Genomic DNA, 16,226 nt, shown 5'->3' with positions numbered 1-16,226 from the left:
GGCGGAGCGCACGGGAGCGTGCGGCCTCGCGGTGCACCACGAGGCCGCACGCTCCCCGCGGGCGACTAGTGGAAGCTCGGCGCTTCCGTCCGCGTGCGCTTGATCTCGTAGAAGCCGGGCGTCGCCGCCACGAGCAGCGTGCCGTCCCACAGGCGCGCCGCCGCCTCGCCGCGCGGGGTCGGGGTGACGACCGGGCCGAAGAAGGCGACCTCGTCGCCGTCCGGGCCGGGGACGGAGATCACGGGCGTGCCGACGTCCTGGCCGACCTTGTCGATGCCCTCCTTGTGGGAGGCGCGCAGCTCCTTGTCGTAGGTGTCCTTGTCGGCGTAGTCGACGAGGCTCTCGGGCAGGCCGACGTCCTTCAGGGCGCCCGCGATGGCCTCGCGGGTCGGGCCCTCGCCGTTGTTGTGGAAGCGGGTGCCGAGGGCCGTGTAGAGCTTGCCGACGACCTCGTCGCCGTGCAGCTGCTGGGCGGCGACGACGACGCGGACCGGGCCCCACGCCTTGGTCTCCAGCATCTCGCGGTACTCCGGCGGCACCTCGTCGAGCCGGTTCTCGTTCAGGACCGCGAGGCTCATCACCTTCCACCGCACGTCGACGGGGCGGACCTTCTCCACCTCCAGCATCCAGCGGGAGGTCATCCAGGCCCACGGGCACAGCGGGTCGAAGAAGAACTCGGCGGTGGTCCTGCTCTCGGACATGTGTCTCCTCGGGTACGGCCTCGGGTCTCGTGTTGCGCCGAAAGGCGCAACGCCGGGCCGGCCCCGCCGCATTCCCGCCTGTTCGGTGTCAGCCGCACATGGGAGGATCGGTGCTGTTTCGAACGCGCCACGACGGTGTGGCACGAAGGAGTGGAGTGACCGTGCCCGGTGAGAATCTGTCCCGCGACGAGGCCCACGAGCGGGCCGCACTGCTGTCCGTCGACGGGTACGAGGTCTTCCTCGACCTGCGCTCGGCGGTCGGCGAGTCCGGGGAGGGCGTGCGCACCTTCCGCTCCGTGACCACCGTCCGGTTCCGGCGCACCGGCTCGGGAGACCGCACCTTCGCCGATCTGATCGCGCCCTCGGTGACCGCGGTGACGCTCAACGGCCGCGAGCTCGACCCGGCGGTCGTCTTCGACGGCGCCCGGATCGCGCTCGACGACCTGGCCGACGAGAACGTGCTGGTGGTCGACGCCCAGTGCGCCTACAGCCGCACCGGCGAGGGCATGCACCGCTTCGTCGACCCGGAGGACGGCGAGGTCTACCTCTACACGCAGTACGAGCCGGCCGACGCGCGCCGGGTCCACGCCAACTTCGAGCAGCCCGACCTCAAGGCCCGGTACCGCTTCGAGGTGGCCGCGCCCGAGGGCTGGACGGTGTGGAGCAACGGCGCCGGGGAGCAGGGCGCCGACGGCGTGTGGCGGTTCGCGGAGACGGCGCCGATCTCCACGTACGTCACGTGCGTGGTCGCCGGCCCGTACCACTACGTCACCGACACCTACCGGCGCACCTTCGCCGACGGCACCGAGCTGGAGATCCCGCTGGGCGCGATGTGCCGCAAGGGCCTCGCGAAGCACTTCGACGCGGACGACGTCTTCCTGGTCACCAAGCAGGGCTTCGACTTCTTCCACGACAACTTCGACTACCCGTACCCCTTCGGGAAGTACGACCAGGCCTTCGTGCCCGAGTACAACCTCGGCGCCATGGAGAACCCCGGCATGGTCACCTTCAAGGAGGAGTACATCTACCGGGGCAAGGTGACGCGGGCCGCGTACGAGCGCCGGGCCAACACGATCCTGCACGAGATGGCCCACATGTGGTTCGGCGACCTGGTCACCATGGTGTGGTGGGACGACCTGTGGCTGAAGGAGTCGTACGCCGACTTCATGGGCACCTTCTCGCAGGTCGAGGCGACCCGCTTCGGCAACGCGTGGGTGACCTTCGCCAACAGCCGCAAGGCGTGGGCGTACCGGGCCGACCAGCTGCCGTCGACGCACCCGGTCACGGCCGACATCCGCGACCTGGAGGACGCCAAGCTGAACTTCGACGGCATCACGTACGCCAAGGGCGCCTCGGTCCTGAAGCAGCTGGTGGCGTACGCGGGCCGGGACGCGTTCCTGGAGGGCGCGCGCCGCTACTTCAAGCGCCACGCCTACGGGAACACCACCCTCGCCGACCTGCTCGCGGTCCTGGAGGAGACCTCCGGCCGGGACATGAAGGCGTGGTCGAAGTCCTGGCTGCAGACCTCCGGCGTCAACTCCCTCACGCCCGTGCTCACCTACGACGCCGAGGGCCGGATCACCGAGCTGGCCGTCGACCAGGAGGGCGACGAGCTGCGCCCGCACCGCGCGGCCGTGGGCCTCTACCGCATCGAGGGCGGCGACCTCGTGCGCTACGCGCGGGCCGAGACGGACATCACCGGCGCCCGTACGGTGGTGGCCGAGCTCGCCGGCGAGGCGAAGCCGGACCTGGTCCTGGTCAACGACGACGACCTGACCTACTGCAAGGTCCGCTTCGACGAGGGCTCGCTCGCCACCCTGCGCGGCCACCTCGGCGACATCACCGACCCGCTGGCCCGCGCCCTGTGCTGGTCCGCGCTGTGGAACATGACCCGCGACGGGCTGATGCCGGCGCGCGACTTCGTGCGCGTGGCGCTCGACTTCGCCGGCCGCGAGACCGACATCGGCGTGCTGCAGATGGTGCACGCCTGGGCGAAGTCGGCCGTCACCTCCTACGCGGCCCCGGAGTGGCGGGCCGAGGGCGGGCGGCTGCTCGCCGAGGGCGGGCTGCGCGAGCTGCGGCTCGCCGAGCCGGGCAGCGAGCACCAGCTGACCTGGGCGCACTTCTTCGCCGCCGTCGCCTCGGCGGACGCGGACCTGCAGCTCCTGGAGGGGCTGCTCGACGGCTCGGCCGCGATCGACGGACTCGACGTCGACCAGGAGCTGCGCTGGGCGTTCCTGTCGCCGCTGGCCACGCACGGCCGCGCCGACGAGGCCCGCATCGGCGCCGAGCTGGCCCGCGACGACACGGCGTCCGGCAAGCGCCACCAGGTGCGCTGCCTGGCCGCCCGCCCGTCGGCCGCCGTCAAGGCGCAGGCGTGGGCGCAGGTCGTCGAGTCGGACCAGCTGTCGAACGCGCTGGCGGAGGCCACGATCTCGGGCTTCACGCAGCCCTCGCAGCGCGAGCTGATCGCGCCGTACGCGGAGAAGTACTTCGCGGCGATCGAGCGGATCTGGGCGGAGCGGTCCATCCAGATCGGCATGGACGTGGTCCGCGGCCTGTTCCCGGGGCTTCAGGACCGCCCGGAGACCCTGGCGGCGACGGACGCGTGGCTGGCCGGGCACGCGGACGCCGCTCCGGCGCTGCGCCGGCTCGTCCTGGAGTCCCGCGACGACCTGGCGCGGGCGCTGCGGGCGCAGGAGTGCGACGCGCGCGCCGCGTAGCTCCGTGCGAGGGGCCCCCGGTGGTGCGCGGGCACCGCCGGGGGCTTTCGTACCTCGGCACTCGAACGCGCGTACTTTAGTGCGGAGTTGTCCGGATTGTGCGACGGGCTCGTAACAGCGGTTAGGGCCGGTCCGTGCGGCGGAAGACCGTCGGCATGAACCACAACACCTCCCCCAGCGCCCCCTCCCCCCTCCCCCGCACCGGCGCCGACCGGTTCCGGGAGGCCATCCGCTACGCCCGCGCCGAGGCGATGATCACCGGGCTCGCCGCGCTCTCCCTGCACCGCTTCGCCGCCGCTCCCCCGCGCGGCATGGTCGACCGGGTCGACGTCCTGGTGCCGCGCACCCGCCGGCTCCGCTCGACCGGTTTCGTCCGGGTGGTGAAGGCCGCCCAGCCGCCGACGCCGGTCGAGATCGACGCGCTGCCGGTGGCCCCGGTGGAGCGGGCGCTCGCCGACGCCGTCTCGGCGCTGAACGACGCGGGCGTGGTGCGCCGGCTGCTCACCGAGGCGGTCAGCGGCGGCCACTGCGAACCGGGCGCGGTCGTACGGGAGCTGAACCGGGCCCGGCTGCTCACCCGTCCGCATGTGGTGGACGCGGTGGACTCGCTGCTCGCCGAGGGGCGCTCGATCGCCGAGCAGCGTCTCTACGAGATGGTGCGCGAGTTCGCGCTGCCGGACCCGCTGTGGAACGTGGACCTGCGGCTGCCGGGCGGCCCGCACCTGGGCGGCGTGGACGCCTACTGGCCGGACCAGGCGGTCGCGGTGGAGCTGGACACCCGGGCGCCGCGGCAGGACGACGACGCGCTGTGGTCGGAGTACACGCGCAAGCGCGAGCACCTGGAGCGGCTCGGCATCACCGTCGTCCACATCACCCCGCGCAAGCTGCGCGAGACGATGGACCAGCAGGCGACCGTGGTCCGTACGGCGCTGATGGCCGCGCCGGACCGGCAGCCGGCCGCCTACGTGGTCGTCCTGCCCCGCTGAAGGTCAGCTCCGGCCGGCCGTTCCGGTCGTCCCGCAGAACTCCGCCTCGATCAGGGCCTGGCTGTCGCCGGTCCAGTCGGCGTTGAAGTTCGCGGCGAGCGAGTGCTCGCCGTCCCGGGTGACCACGGCCTGGGAGGCGGAGCCGTGGATGCCGCCGCTGTGGCCCCAGATCTCCTTGCCGCAGCTCAGCCTCTGCTGGAACAGCCCGAGCCCGTAGCGGACATCCGTGCCCCGGCCGGTCGCGACCGTGTCGGTCATCTCCTTCATCTCGGCGGGCGGCAGCAGCCGGCCCTTGAGCAGGGCCCGGTAGAAGGTCTGCAGGTCGTTCGCGTCGGAGATCATCTCGCCCGCCGCCCCGGCGATGGACGGGTTCAGCTCGGTCACGTCGTACGCGGGCCTGTCGGCCGCCGACCCGAGCTTCGAGTAGGCGCGGGAGTTGGGCCGCGGCATCCGGGAGCCGGTGCCGGGAGCGCTGGTCGCGCGCAGCTTCAGCGGCTTGATGATGCGCCGCTCGACCTCCTTCTCGTACGAGTGGCCGGTGACCTTCTCGACGACCATGCCGGCGAGCACGAAGTTGGTGTTGGAGTACTTCCAGGAGGTGTTGGGCGCGAAGTCCGGCGCGTGCTGCATCGCGATCCCGACGAGCTGCTGCGGGGTCCAGGTGTCGTAACGGTGCTCGAGGAACGCGGGGCCGAAGACCGTCTGCTGGAAGGAGGGGTCGGAGGTGTAGCTGTAGATGCCGCTGGTGTGGTTGAGCAGCTGCCGGACGGTGATCTTCCGGCCGTCGTGGCCGTGGCCCCGGACGACTCCGGGCAGCCACTTCTCGACCGGGTCGTCGAGGTCGATGCGGCCCTCGGCCTGGAGCTGGAGCAGCACGGTGGCGGTGAAGGTCTTGGTGATGGAGCCGACCCGGAAGCGGTCGCTGCCCTTGCGCTCGCCGGCGGTGCCGGTCCAGCGGGCCTTTCCGTCGCGGGCCTGCGCGACGGCGCCGGGCACCCCCTCGGCGACAGCCGCGTCCAGGGCCTGCTGGGTGGCGGTGTGGGAGGGCTTCGGCGGTGCGGCGGCGAAGGCGGGCGCGGCGAGCGCGCCGGCGGCGAGGCCGGCCACGAGCGTGGCGGCGACGACGGTACGGCGGGTGCGTGCGGCTGACATGCGGAACTCCCGTGATCGTGAGGTGCTGTTCGCGAGAGGGGACCGCGGGAGGTGTGCGGCGGGTTGAGCCCGTTCCGGCAGTCAGGTGACGGTTGAGCCGTTTTCAGCCGTTCGTCGGATCGCTGAGCGGCGAGTGTCCGAGGGCCGGCCGGTCGCGCCACAACTGGAGGCCGATGTCGACGAGTTCGACCCGGTCGAGGGCGGGCACGGCGTCGAGCGCGTACCAGGCGGCGAGGTCGGTGGATCCGCCCTGCTCGTTGCGGAGTTCGCCGCCCGTGATCCGGGCCTCGTAGATGATTCTCAGCCCCTGCCAGTCGACGGGCCCGAGCTTGCGGGGCCAGGTGCGGCGGATGGAGTCGATGCCGAGGAGCGCGAGGGGCTCGGCGATGTGGCCGGTCTCCTCCTCGACCTCCCGGACGACGGCCTCGACGGGCAGCTCCCCGTGGTCGATGCCGCCCCCGGGCAGCGTCCACAGCTTCCGCCCGTCCCGGGTCACCCACCGGGCCAGGAGTATCTGCCCGTCCCGTACACACACGGCGTAGGCCGCCACCCTCAACTCGGTCTTCATGGACCGAGGTTAGAGCCAGTACGCGGGGTAACGGCGACCGGAGAGGCGGGCACCGGCGAGGCCGGTGGCGACGAGGAGGAGGGAGGCGAGGGCGAGCAGGGCGAGAAAGTTCCAGAACGGCGGGTTCTGGAGGGCCACGATCACGGCGGTGGCTGCGGCGGGCGAGTGCGGGGTGCGGGCGGCGGACATCACGCCGAGGGCGAGGCCGCCGGCGAGGGCGGCGCCCCACAGGCCGGGGCCGGTGAGGGCGAGGACCGCAAAACCGGTGAGGGCGGAGAGGAGCTGGCCGCCGAGGACGGAGCGGGGCTGGGCGAGCGGCAGGTCGGGGGCGCCCGCCACGAGGGCCATGCTCGCGGCGAGCGGCGGGATGAGCAGGGGCTCGCGGAGGAAGGTGCCGACGGCGACGAGCAGGAGCAGGGCGGTGACACTGACGGCGGTGGAGGCGAGCAGGACACGCGGCCGGGGCCGGGCGGGCGCGGCAGCGGGGACGGGGGCGGGGGCCGGGGCGGTGGTCATGGGCGGTCCTTCGGCAAGGGCGGATTGGCCGGGGAGTACTCGGGGGCCGACCAGCGCAGGGGGCTGGCGCCCGGGATCTCCACGACGGTGTCCAGGCGGAAGCGGACGGTGCGGCCTCCGGGGCCGAACTCGGCGTGGGCGAAGCCGGAGAGCTGGAGGGTGGTGCCGGTGCGCCAGTCGAGGAAGAGCAGGCCCGCCCGGCCGTCGGACTCCAGGTTGCCGAGGGTGAGGAACATGGCGTTGCCCGGGTAGTCGGGCCAGGTCAGTTCGGTGGGCGAGACGAGCTCGACGAAGCCGGGGTTGCCGCCGCGGTGGCTCGCGTCCACGCCGTCGGCCGCGGCGGTGGCGATGAAGAAGGTGTCGGCGGTGCGGACGAGGCGCTCCTGGCCGGGGGTGAGCGCCGTGCCGTGGCGGACGGCACCGGCCCGCGGGCCCGGGTCCTCGGCGAAGCCGTACAGCTCGCGCTTCTGGAGGTACTTCGGGCAGTTGGCGAAGACCTGCTCGGCCGCGATGACGAAGCCGCGGCCGCTGGGATGGGCGGTGCCGTTGAGGCGCATGCGGCGACGGGTGCGGGGGTCGAGCGCGATGGTGCCGACGGGGGTGCCTTCCGCGGTGACGGCGCCGGCGAGCGGGTCGTGGGCGGAGATGCCGCCCACGACGGAGACGGTGTGCGGGCCGACGGCCCGGGCGAAGCCGGGCCTGCCCGTGAGCAGGCCGGCCCAGACCCGGCCGACCGGGTCCGCGGCGCCGAGCACGAGCATGGGCTGCGCCTCCAGGAAGGCGGCGGCGACGGGGCGGATGCCGGGGCCGATGGACTGGCCCACGTGCTCGGCGAGATCGCGGACGCCGACGCGGTCCTGGACCGCGAGGGAGCCCTGGTGGTAGGTGCGCATGGTTCCTCCAGGGACACCGGTCGTCGGGGGGCGGGGGCGCGGGTACGGGAAGGGGGTCCGGGTTCTAGAAGAAGCCGCAGGTCGGGGCCGTTCCGGACGGCGCCGGGGCCTCCTCCGCGCCCGCCGGGACCGAGATCTCCAGGCGGGTGCCGTCCGGGTCGTGGAAGAAGATCCCGCCGGACGCCGCGCCCTCCCTGTGGGCGACGACGCCCTCGTACGCGAAGGTGACGCCCCGGGCGGCGAGGGCGGCCTCGGCGGCGCGGACCTCGTCGACGGAGCCGGCCTGGAAGGCGAGGTGGTGCAGACCGGCGCGTCCGGCGTCGTAGCCGCCCTCGGCCTGCTGCCACAGAGTGAGGACGAGCTTCCCGCCCTGGCCGAGGAAGGCGTAGCGGCGCCCCTCGTCCTTGCCTTCGCCGAGGGTCTCGAAGCCGAGGACGTCCCCGTAGAAGCCGAGTGAGCGCTCGATGTCGGTGACGTTGAGGCCGATGTGGCCGACGGCGAGCGTTCCGTTGAACGACATGACTGTTCCCCTCTTGCGGTGTTCTGCCCCCAGCCGGGGGCTAACCCTTCAATTTGACTTTAAGGGTTAGGCGAGGGGAGCGCAACCGGTCACGTACTCTTGAGGGGTTAGTCAGTGTTCGGTCACCGAGGAGGACGCCCGCCATGACCGTCTCCGACCCGCGGCCGCTCACCGGCGAGCCCGTCTCCCTGGACCTGCTCAACACCCGCTGGAACGTGGAAGGCGTGCGCCAGGACCTGCTCACCGACCCCGCGGGCCTCGGCGTCTGGCTCGCCACCAACGGCCTCGACGGGCGGTTCACCGCCGACGCCACCACCCTGCGCCACACCCTGGCCGCACGGGACGCCCTCGCCGCGCTCGTCGACCGCCCCGACGACCCCGCGGCCACCGCCAAGGTCGACGCGGTCCTCGGCCACGGCCGCATCCGGGCCACGCTCACCGTCGAAGGCCCGGGCGAGGAGACGGAGTTCGCCGACGCGACCTGGGGGCCGGGCTGGACCGCGGCCCGTGACTACCTCGACCTGCTGCGCGCCGCCCCGGACCGGATCCGCAAGTGCGCCCACGGCGCGTGCATCCTGCACTTCTTCGACACCTCACGGAACGGCACCCGGCGCTGGTGCTCGATGGCGGCGTGCGGCAACCGGGCGAAGGCGTCACGCCACTACGCCCGCACGAAGGACCACTGACCCGCTGCCGCCTCAGCCCTGCCCCGTTGGGGCGGGTTCGTCCTCACTGACGCATCCCGCGCGGTGGCGGATGTGCGCCATCCGCGCATATCCGGGCCCGGCAACTCTCCCCAAATCCCTGCCTTTTGCGAAAAGGTGAGCGGTCATCCGGTACCGAAATCCGGACCCTCATCTTTCACAAACAGGGATGTAAATGACCACCCCCGAATCTCAGAGCTCCATACCCGGGCGCTCGACCACCGGGACCAGACGCGCGGCCCGCATCGCCGCCGCCGCCGGACTCGTGACCGCGCTCGTCGCGGCCGGTGCCGCCCCGGTCCTGGCCGTCGACGACCCGGCGGCCGGGGTCCCGGCGAACTCCACGGCGAAGACCGCCGACCCGGCCGACAAGCTCGGCCCGACCGACGCCCAGCGCCTGTCCGAGGCCGAGGCCGACGGCAAGCCGACCGTCACCGTGCTCGTGGCCACCGCGCCCGGCGCCACCGAGCAGGTCGCGGGCCAGCTCGACGCCGTGCCCGGCGCCTCCGTCGGCCGCCAGGACGACAAGCTCGGCTACGTCCGCGCCACCCTGCCCACCGGGAAGGCCGACGCCGCCATCAAGGCCGCGACCAGGCTCTCCTCGGTTCAGTCGGTAGACCTCCAGGCGGAGGTCAAGCTCGACGACCCGACCCCGGACTCGGGCTCCACCGGTGCCGTCGAGGGCACCACCGTCACGCAGACCTACCCGGCGCCCGGCAAGGACACCCCGGCGAGGAACCCGTACAACCCGTCCTTCGAGACTGGTGCGGTCGACTTCGTCAAGGAGCACCCGAAGGCCGACGGCCGCGGCGTGACCATCGGCATCCTCGACTCCGGTGTCGACCTCGGTCACCCGGCCCTGCAGACGACCACCACCGGCGAGCGCAAGATCGTCGACTGGGTCACCGCCACCGACCCGCTCACCGAGAGCGACGGCACCTGGCGCGCCCAGATCACCCCGGTCTCCGGCCCCGTCTTCACCGCGGGCGGCCAGAGCTGGAAGGCGCCCGAGGGCTCGTACCAGTGGAGCCGCTTCAGCGAGTCGGTCACCGCGGGCGGCGACCCGAAGGGCGACATCAACCGGGACGGCGACACCACCGACCGCTTCGGCATGCTGTACGACCCGGTCGCCGGCACGGTCCGCGTGGACACCGACCAGGACGGCGACTTCACGAACAACGAGCCGATGAAGCCGTACAAGGACGGCTACCAGATCGGCTACTTCGGCACCGACAACCCGGCCACCGAGGTCGTCGAGCGCACCCCGTTCGTCGTGCAGATCCGCAAGGACGTGCCGATGGACCCGCTGGGCGGCACCTGGGTCGGCAAGAAGGCCGACTTCGTCAACGTCGGTCTCGTCGAGTCCGAGCACGGCACCCACGTCGCCGGCATCACCGCCGCCAACGGCCTGTTCGGCGGCAGGATGAACGGCGCCGCGCCCGGCGCGAAGCTCGTCTCCATGCGTGCCTGCACCTGGACCGGCGGCTGCACCAACACCGCGCTGACCGAGGGCATGATCGACCTCGTCGCCAACCGCGGCGTCGACATCGTCAACATGTCGATCGGCGGCCTGCCCGCGCAGAACGACGGCGACAACGTGCGCTCGCGGCTCTACACGCGGCTCATCGACACCTACGGCGTCCAGCTGGTCATCTCGGCCGGCAACGAGGGTCCCGGCATCAACACGATCGGCGACCCCGGCCTGGCCGACAAGGTCATCTCGGTCGGCGCCGGCATCTCCCAGGCGACCTGGGCGGCCAACTACGGCTCGGCCGTCGAGAAGAAGTACGCCATGTTCAACTTCTCCTCGCGCGGCCCGCGCGAGGACGGCGGCTTCACCCCGACGATCACCGCCCCCGGCTCGGCCGTGAACACCATCCCGACCTGGCTGCCCGGCGCCGGCGTCCCCGAGGCCGGCTACACCCTGCCGGCCGGCTACGGCATGCTCAACGGCACCTCGATGTCCTCGCCGCAGGCGACGGGCGCGAGCGCGCTGCTGATCTCCGCCGCGAAGCAGAAGCACATCGCGCTCTCCCCGCTCACCCTGCGCACCGCGCTCACCTCGACCGCCAAGCGGATCAAGGGCGTCGCGGCCCACGAGCAGGGCGCCGGCCTCATCGACATCGTGGACGCCTGGGACTCGATCCTGTTCGGCGCGACCGCCCACGACTACAAGGTCGAGGCCCCGGTCGACACCGCGATCTTCCCGGCCCCGCACACCGGCACCGGTGTGTACGACCGCGAGGGCGGCCTCAAGGTCGGCCAGAAGAAGGTCTACGACGTCACCGTCACGCGCACGAACGGCCCGGACCGGCCGGTCTGGCACGAGCTGGGCCTGAAGTACAACGACGGCACCTTCCGCATCCTCGGCGAGGACTGGGTGGCGCTGCCGCTGAACAAGCCGGTCACCGTGCAGCTGCAGGCCCGCCCCACCACCACGGGCGTGCACAGCGTGATCCTGGAGGCCGACGACCCCTTCACCGAGGGCGTCGACAAGCAGATCCTCGCCACCACCGTCGTCTCGAACGACCTGGTCGCGCCGGACTACGGCTTCTCCGCCACCGGCTCCGTGCAGCGCAACAGCATGAAGTCGTACTTCGTGACCGTGCCGAAGGGCGCCAAGTCCCTGGAGGTCTCGCTCGGCGGGCTGAAGGAGCAGAGCCAGACCCGGTTCATCTCCATCCACCCGTACGGCGTCGCCCTGGAGTCCACCGCGTCCACCGTGTGCTACCCGCACTACAACCCGGCCAACACCTGCCGCCCCGACCTGCGCTCCTACACCGACCCGACCCCGGGCGTCTGGGAGATCGAGGTCGAGGCCCGGCGCACCTCGCCGGACCTGGACAACCCGTACACCCTCGGCGTGTCCGTCCTCGGCTCCGCCTTCGACCCGGCCGTCCAGTCGGTGCCCGAGGCGAAGGTCGGCACCCCGGCCGCCGTGCAGTGGAAGGTCACCAACCGCTTCGCCGCGATCGACGGGCGCCTGAAGGGCGGCCCGCTCGGCTCGCAGAAGACCGAGCGCCCGACCATCAAGCACCACGAGCAGCAGATCAGGACCGTCACCATCGGTGAGGGCGTGGAGCGCCTCGACATCGCCATCGGCAACAGCTCCGACCTGGCCGCCGACCTCGACCTCACGGTCAAGCTCGGCGACCAGCAGGTCGGCCAGTCCGCCGACGGCGACTCCGAGGAGTCCGTCTCCCTGGTCAAGCCCGCCGCCGGCACCTACACCGTCGTCATCGACGGCTACAACGTGCCGTCCGCCGAGGGCACCACGTTCGACTACAAGGACGTGTACTACTCGTCCGCGCTCGGCTCGGTGAAGGTCGACGAGTCGGCCCCGGTCCAGCTGGCCAACGGCGGCACCGCGCAGGTCCCCGCCGAGGTCGTCGTGAACGCCCCGGCCCCCGAGGGCCGGCAGTTCTTCGGCCAGGTGCAGCTGCTCAACGCGCGCGGCACCGCCGCGGGCACCGGCAGCGTGGTGATCGAGAAGGTCACCCCGTAGCACCCGCGTAGCCCCCATGGCGTAACGAGGGGGCACGAGGAGGGGTGGGCACCGGAACCGGTGCCCACCCCTTTGCCGTCCCGAGACGTGTCCGGCCCTTGGACAATCGATTGGACAAGGCGCCCCGGGACATACGCATCATGGAAGCCGCAGCACCTGCACTTACGTACGGAGGAGTCCCCGTGAAGGTCGGAATCGTCGGAGCCACCGGTCAGGTCGGCACGGTCATGCGCAGGATCCTCGCGGAACGGAACTTCCCGGTCGACGAGCTGCGCCTCTTCGCCTCCGCCCGCTCCGCCGGCAAGGTCGTCGACGGCGTCACGATCGAGGACGCGGCCACCGCCGACTACACCGGCCTGGACATCGTGCTCTTCTCCGCCGGCGGCACCACCTCCAAGGCGCTCGCCGAGAAGGTCGCCTCCCAGGGCGCCGTCGTGATCGACAACTCCTCCGCCTGGCGCCGCGACCCCGAGGTCCCGCTGGTCGTCTCCGAGGTCAACCCGCACGCGATCAAGGACCGCCCCAAGGGGATCATCGCCAACCCGAACTGCACCACCATGGCCGCCATGCCGGTGCTCAAGCCGCTCCACCAGGAGGCCGACCTGACCGCGCTCGTCGCCACCACCTACCAGGCCGTCTCCGGCTCGGGCGTGGCCGGTGTCGCGGAGCTGCGCACCCAGGCCTGCGCGGTCGCCGAGAAGGCCGACCAGCTGGCCTTCGACGGCGAGGCCGTCGAGTTCCCCGAGCCCGGTGTCTACAAGCGCCCGATCGCCTTCAACGTGGTCCCGCTGGCCGGCTCCATCGTCGACGACGGCACCTTCGAGACCGACGAGGAGCAGAAGCTCCGCAACGAGTCCCGCAAGATCCTGGAGATCCCGGACCTCAAGGTCTCCGGCACCTGCGTCCGTGTCCCGGTCTTCTCCGGCCACTCCCTCCAGGTCAACGCCCGCTTCGAGCGTCCGATCAGCGTCGAGCGCGCCTACGAGCTGCTGAAGGACGCCGAGGGCGTCGAGCTCTCCGAGATCCCGACCCCGCTCCAGGCCGCCGGCAAGGACGCCTCCTACGTGGGCCGCATCCGCGTCGACGAGACCGTCGAGCACGGCCTCGCGCTGTTCCTCTCCAACGACAACCTGCGCAAGGGCGCGGCGCTCAACGCCGTGCAGATCGCGGAGCTCGTGGCGAAGGAACTGCAAGGCTGAGCCCCCCACGCGCGAAGAACGGCGGCCACCGAGCACGGTGGCCGCCGTTCTTTGCGTGCGCCCCGCGTGTTCGCCCTGGGAAATGAACCGTGCGCCGCCGACACACCCCGTGGAAGGATGAGCCAAACGTCACGAAACCGAGGAGTTGACCGGGTGCCTGGTACGAACCTGACCCGTGAAGAGGCCCAGCAGCGGGCGAAGCTGCTGACCGTGGACGCGTACGAGGTCGACCTCGACCTCACCGGCGCGCAGGAGGGCGGGACCTACCGGTCCACCACCCTCGTCCGCTTCGATTCCGCCGAGGCCGGCGCCGAGACCTTCATCGATCTCGTCGCCCCGACCGTGCACGAGGTGGTGCTCAACGGGCACGCCCTCGACGTCGCCGCCGTCTTCCAGGACTCGCGGATCGCGCTGGCGGGCCTGCTGGCCGGCGCCAACGAGCTCAAGGTCGTCGCCGACTGCGCGTACACCAACACCGGTGAGGGCCTGCACCGCTTCGTCGACCCGGTCGACGGTCAGGCGTACCTCTACACGCAGTTCGAGGTGCCGGACGCGCGTCGCGTGTTCGCCTCGTTCGAGCAGCCCGACCTGAAGGCGACCTTCCAGTTCACCGTGAAGGCCCCCGAGGGCTGGACCGTGATCTCCAACAGCCCGACCCCGGAGCCGAAGGACGGAGTGTGGGAGTTCGCGCCGACGCCGCGGATCTCCACGTACATCACGGCCCTGATCGTCGGCCCGTACCACGCGGTGCACTCGACGTACGAGGGCAAGAACGGCCAGGTCGTGCCGCTCGGCATCTACTGCCGTCCGTCGCTCGCCGAGTTCCTCGACGCCGAGCACATCTTCGACGTCACGCGGCAGGGCTTCGACTGGTTCCAGGAGAAGTTCGCCTACGACTACCCGTTCGCCAAGTACGACCAGCTGTTCGTGCCGGAGTTCAACGCGGGCGCGATGGAGAACGCGGGCGCGGTCACCATCCGCGACCAGTACGTCTTCCGCTCGAAGGTGACGGACGCGGCGTACGAGCGCCGGGCCGAGACCATCCTGCACGAGCTGGCGCACATGTGGTTCGGCGACCTGGTCACCATGGAGTGGTGGAACGACCTGTGGCTGAACGAGTCGTTCGCCACCTTCACCTCGGTCGCCTGCCAGGCGTCCGTCGAGGGCACCCGCTGGCCCAACGCCTGGACCACCTTCGCCAACTCGGAGAAGACCTGGGCCTACCGCCAGGACCAGCTGCCGTCCACGCACCCGATCATGGCCGACATCAACGACCTCGAGGACGTGCTCGTCAACTTCGACGGCATCACCTACGCCAAGGGCGCCTCGGTCCTGAAGCAGCTGGTGGCGTACGTCGGCCAGGACGAGTTCTTCAAGGGCGTCCAGGCGTACTTCCAGCGCCACGCGTACGGCAACACCCGCCTCACCGACCTGCTCGGCGCCCTGGAGGAGACCTCCGGACGTGACCTGAAGGCCTGGTCGAAGGCGTGGCTGGAGACCGCGGGCATCAACATCCTGCGGCCCGAGATCGAGACCGACGAGAACGGCGCGATCACCTCCTTCGCCATCCGCCAGGAGGCCCCGGCGCTCCCGGCCGGCGCCAAGGGCGAGGCCGTGCTGCGCCCGCACCGGATCGCCGTCGGCTTCTACGAGCTCGACGCGGCCGGCAAGCTGGTCCGCACCGAGCGCCTGGAGCTGGACGTCGAGGCCGCCGAGCTGACGGCCGTGCCGCAGCTGGCCGGCAAGCAGCGCCCGGCCGTCGTCCTGCTCAACGACGACGACCTGTCGTACGCCAAGGTCCGCCTCGACGAGGTGTCCCTGAAGAACGTCACCGCGCACCTCGGCGACTTCACCGAGTCGCTGCCGCGCGCGCTGTGCTGGGCCTCGGCCTGGGACATGACCCGCGACGGCGAGCTCGCCACCCGCGACTACCTGTCCCTGGTGCTCTCCGGCATCGCCAAGGAGTCCGACATCGGCGTCGTCCAGTCGCTCCAGCGGCAGACCAAGGTCGCCCTCGACCTGTACGCGGCGCCGGAGTGGCGGGCCGAGGGCCTGGCCCGCTGGGGCGCCTTCGCCCAGGAGCAGCTGCGCGCCGCCGCCCCCGGCAGCGACCACCAGCTGGCGTGGGCCCACGCCTTCGCGGACACCGCCCGCGAGGCCGCCGAGCTCGACCTGCTCGCCGCGCTGCTCGACGGCTCCGCCACCATCGAGGGCCTGGCCGTCGACGCGGAGCTGCGCTGGGCGTTCGTGCAGCGGCTCGCCGCGACCGGCCGCTTCGAGGAGGCGGAGATCGCCGCCGAGCTGGAGCGCGACAAGACCGCGGCCGGCGAGCGCCACGCCGCCACCGCCCGCGCCGCCCGTCCGACCGAGGCCGCCAAGGCCGAGGCGTGGGCGTCGGTCGTCGAGGACGACAAGCTGGCGAACGCGGTGCAGGAGGCGGTCATCGCCGGCTTCGTGCAGGCCGACCAGCGCGAGCTGCTCGCCCCGTACACGGCGAAGTACTTCGCCTCGATCAAGCACGTCTCCGAGACCCGCAGCCACGAGATCGTCCAGCAGATCGTGGTCGGCCTCTACCCGACGCTGCAGGTCTCCCAGGAGACCCTGGACGCGACGGACGCCTGGATCGCGGCGAACGACCCGGTCCCGGCCCTGCGCCGACTGGTGACGGAGTGCCGCGCGGGCGTGGAGCGCGCCCTGAAGGCCCAGGCGGCGGACGCGGCCGCGGCCTGATTCCCGCACTGCAGGGGCCCCGGACGGTT

12 protein-coding genes are annotated in these 16,226 nt (G+C 71.8%); 6 read left to right on the top strand and 6 right to left on the bottom strand.

What is annotated here, in order from left to right; all coding sequences use genetic code 11:
* Nucleotides 1-65: 65 nt before the first annotated feature.
* On the bottom strand, nt 66-701 hold the full coding sequence (locus ACIRSU_RS17200) for a DsbA family protein (RefSeq protein ID WP_403792888.1): 636 nt from the start codon (nt 699-701) through the stop codon (nt 66-68).
* A gap of 161 nt (nt 702-862) precedes the next feature.
* Between ACIRSU_RS17200 and pepN (ACIRSU_RS17195) the strand changes: the two genes are divergently transcribed.
* Nucleotides 863-3,424: an aminopeptidase N gene (gene pepN / locus ACIRSU_RS17195; RefSeq protein ID WP_403792887.1), complete on the top strand. Its 2,562-nt coding sequence runs from the start codon at nt 863-865 to the stop codon at nt 3,422-3,424.
* Nucleotides 3,425-3,558: 134 nt separating this feature from the next.
* Complete coding sequence (locus tag ACIRSU_RS17190) at nt 3,559-4,410, top strand: hypothetical protein (protein ID WP_403792885.1); 852 nt, start codon at nt 3,559-3,561, stop codon at nt 4,408-4,410.
* Nucleotides 4,411-4,413: 3 nt separating this feature from the next.
* On the opposite strand, the gene ACIRSU_RS17185 is transcribed toward ACIRSU_RS17190, so the two are convergent.
* From ACIRSU_RS17185 to ACIRSU_RS17165, 5 genes are all read right to left on the bottom strand, one after another.
* Entirely contained in the window at nt 4,414-5,562 is a 1,149-nt protein-coding gene (locus tag ACIRSU_RS17185) for a serine hydrolase domain-containing protein (protein WP_403792883.1), read from the bottom strand.
* A 103-nt stretch (nt 5,563-5,665) separates the two neighbouring features.
* On the bottom strand, nt 5,666-6,130 hold the full coding sequence (locus tag ACIRSU_RS17180; RefSeq protein WP_403792882.1) for an NUDIX hydrolase: 465 nt from the start codon (nt 6,128-6,130) through the stop codon (nt 5,666-5,668).
* 9 nt (nt 6,131-6,139) lie between these two features.
* Nucleotides 6,140-6,646, bottom strand: a complete 507-nt coding sequence (locus ACIRSU_RS17175; protein ID WP_403792880.1) for an HPP family protein — start codon at nt 6,644-6,646, stop codon at nt 6,140-6,142.
* The gene (locus tag ACIRSU_RS17170) at nt 6,643-7,539 is read right to left on the bottom strand and encodes a pyridoxamine 5'-phosphate oxidase family protein (RefSeq protein WP_403792878.1); all 897 of its coding nucleotides are present in this window, start codon (nt 7,537-7,539) and stop codon (nt 6,643-6,645) included. The genes ACIRSU_RS17175 and ACIRSU_RS17170 overlap by 4 nt, the downstream gene beginning before the upstream one ends.
* Before the next feature lie 64 nt (nt 7,540-7,603).
* On the bottom strand, nt 7,604-8,059 hold the full coding sequence (locus ACIRSU_RS17165; RefSeq protein WP_403792876.1) for a VOC family protein: 456 nt from the start codon (nt 8,057-8,059) through the stop codon (nt 7,604-7,606).
* Between the two features lie 143 nt (nt 8,060-8,202).
* Between ACIRSU_RS17165 and ACIRSU_RS17160 the strand changes: the two genes are divergently transcribed.
* The 4 genes from ACIRSU_RS17160 to pepN (ACIRSU_RS17145) all read left to right on the top strand — a co-directional run bounded on the left by ACIRSU_RS17160 (nt 8,203) and on the right by pepN (ACIRSU_RS17145) (nt 16,197).
* Entirely contained in the window at nt 8,203-8,745 is a 543-nt protein-coding gene (locus ACIRSU_RS17160) for a CGNR zinc finger domain-containing protein (RefSeq protein WP_403792874.1), read from the top strand.
* Nucleotides 8,746-8,938: 193 nt separating this feature from the next.
* Nucleotides 8,939-12,268, top strand: coding sequence for a S8 family serine peptidase (locus ACIRSU_RS17155; protein WP_403792872.1), 3,330 nt, complete (start codon nt 8,939-8,941; stop codon nt 12,266-12,268).
* 182 nt (nt 12,269-12,450) lie between these two features.
* Nucleotides 12,451-13,467 carry an aspartate-semialdehyde dehydrogenase gene (locus tag ACIRSU_RS17150; protein ID WP_403792870.1) on the top strand — a complete coding sequence of 339 codons (1,017 nt, stop codon included), beginning with the start codon at nt 12,451-12,453 and terminating at the stop codon, nt 13,465-13,467.
* 153 nt (nt 13,468-13,620) lie between these two features.
* On the top strand, nt 13,621-16,197 hold the full coding sequence (gene pepN, locus ACIRSU_RS17145) for an aminopeptidase N (protein WP_403792868.1): 2,577 nt from the start codon (nt 13,621-13,623) through the stop codon (nt 16,195-16,197).
* Nucleotides 16,198-16,226: the final 29 nt, after the last annotated feature.

This window comes from Streptomyces sp. NPDC101160 (assembly GCF_044768205.1).
Classification (GTDB): domain Bacteria; phylum Actinomycetota; class Actinomycetes; order Streptomycetales; family Streptomycetaceae; genus Streptomyces.
Note: the sequence above shows the minus strand (reverse complement) of the source record. Positions and strands in the feature narration are given on the sequence as shown.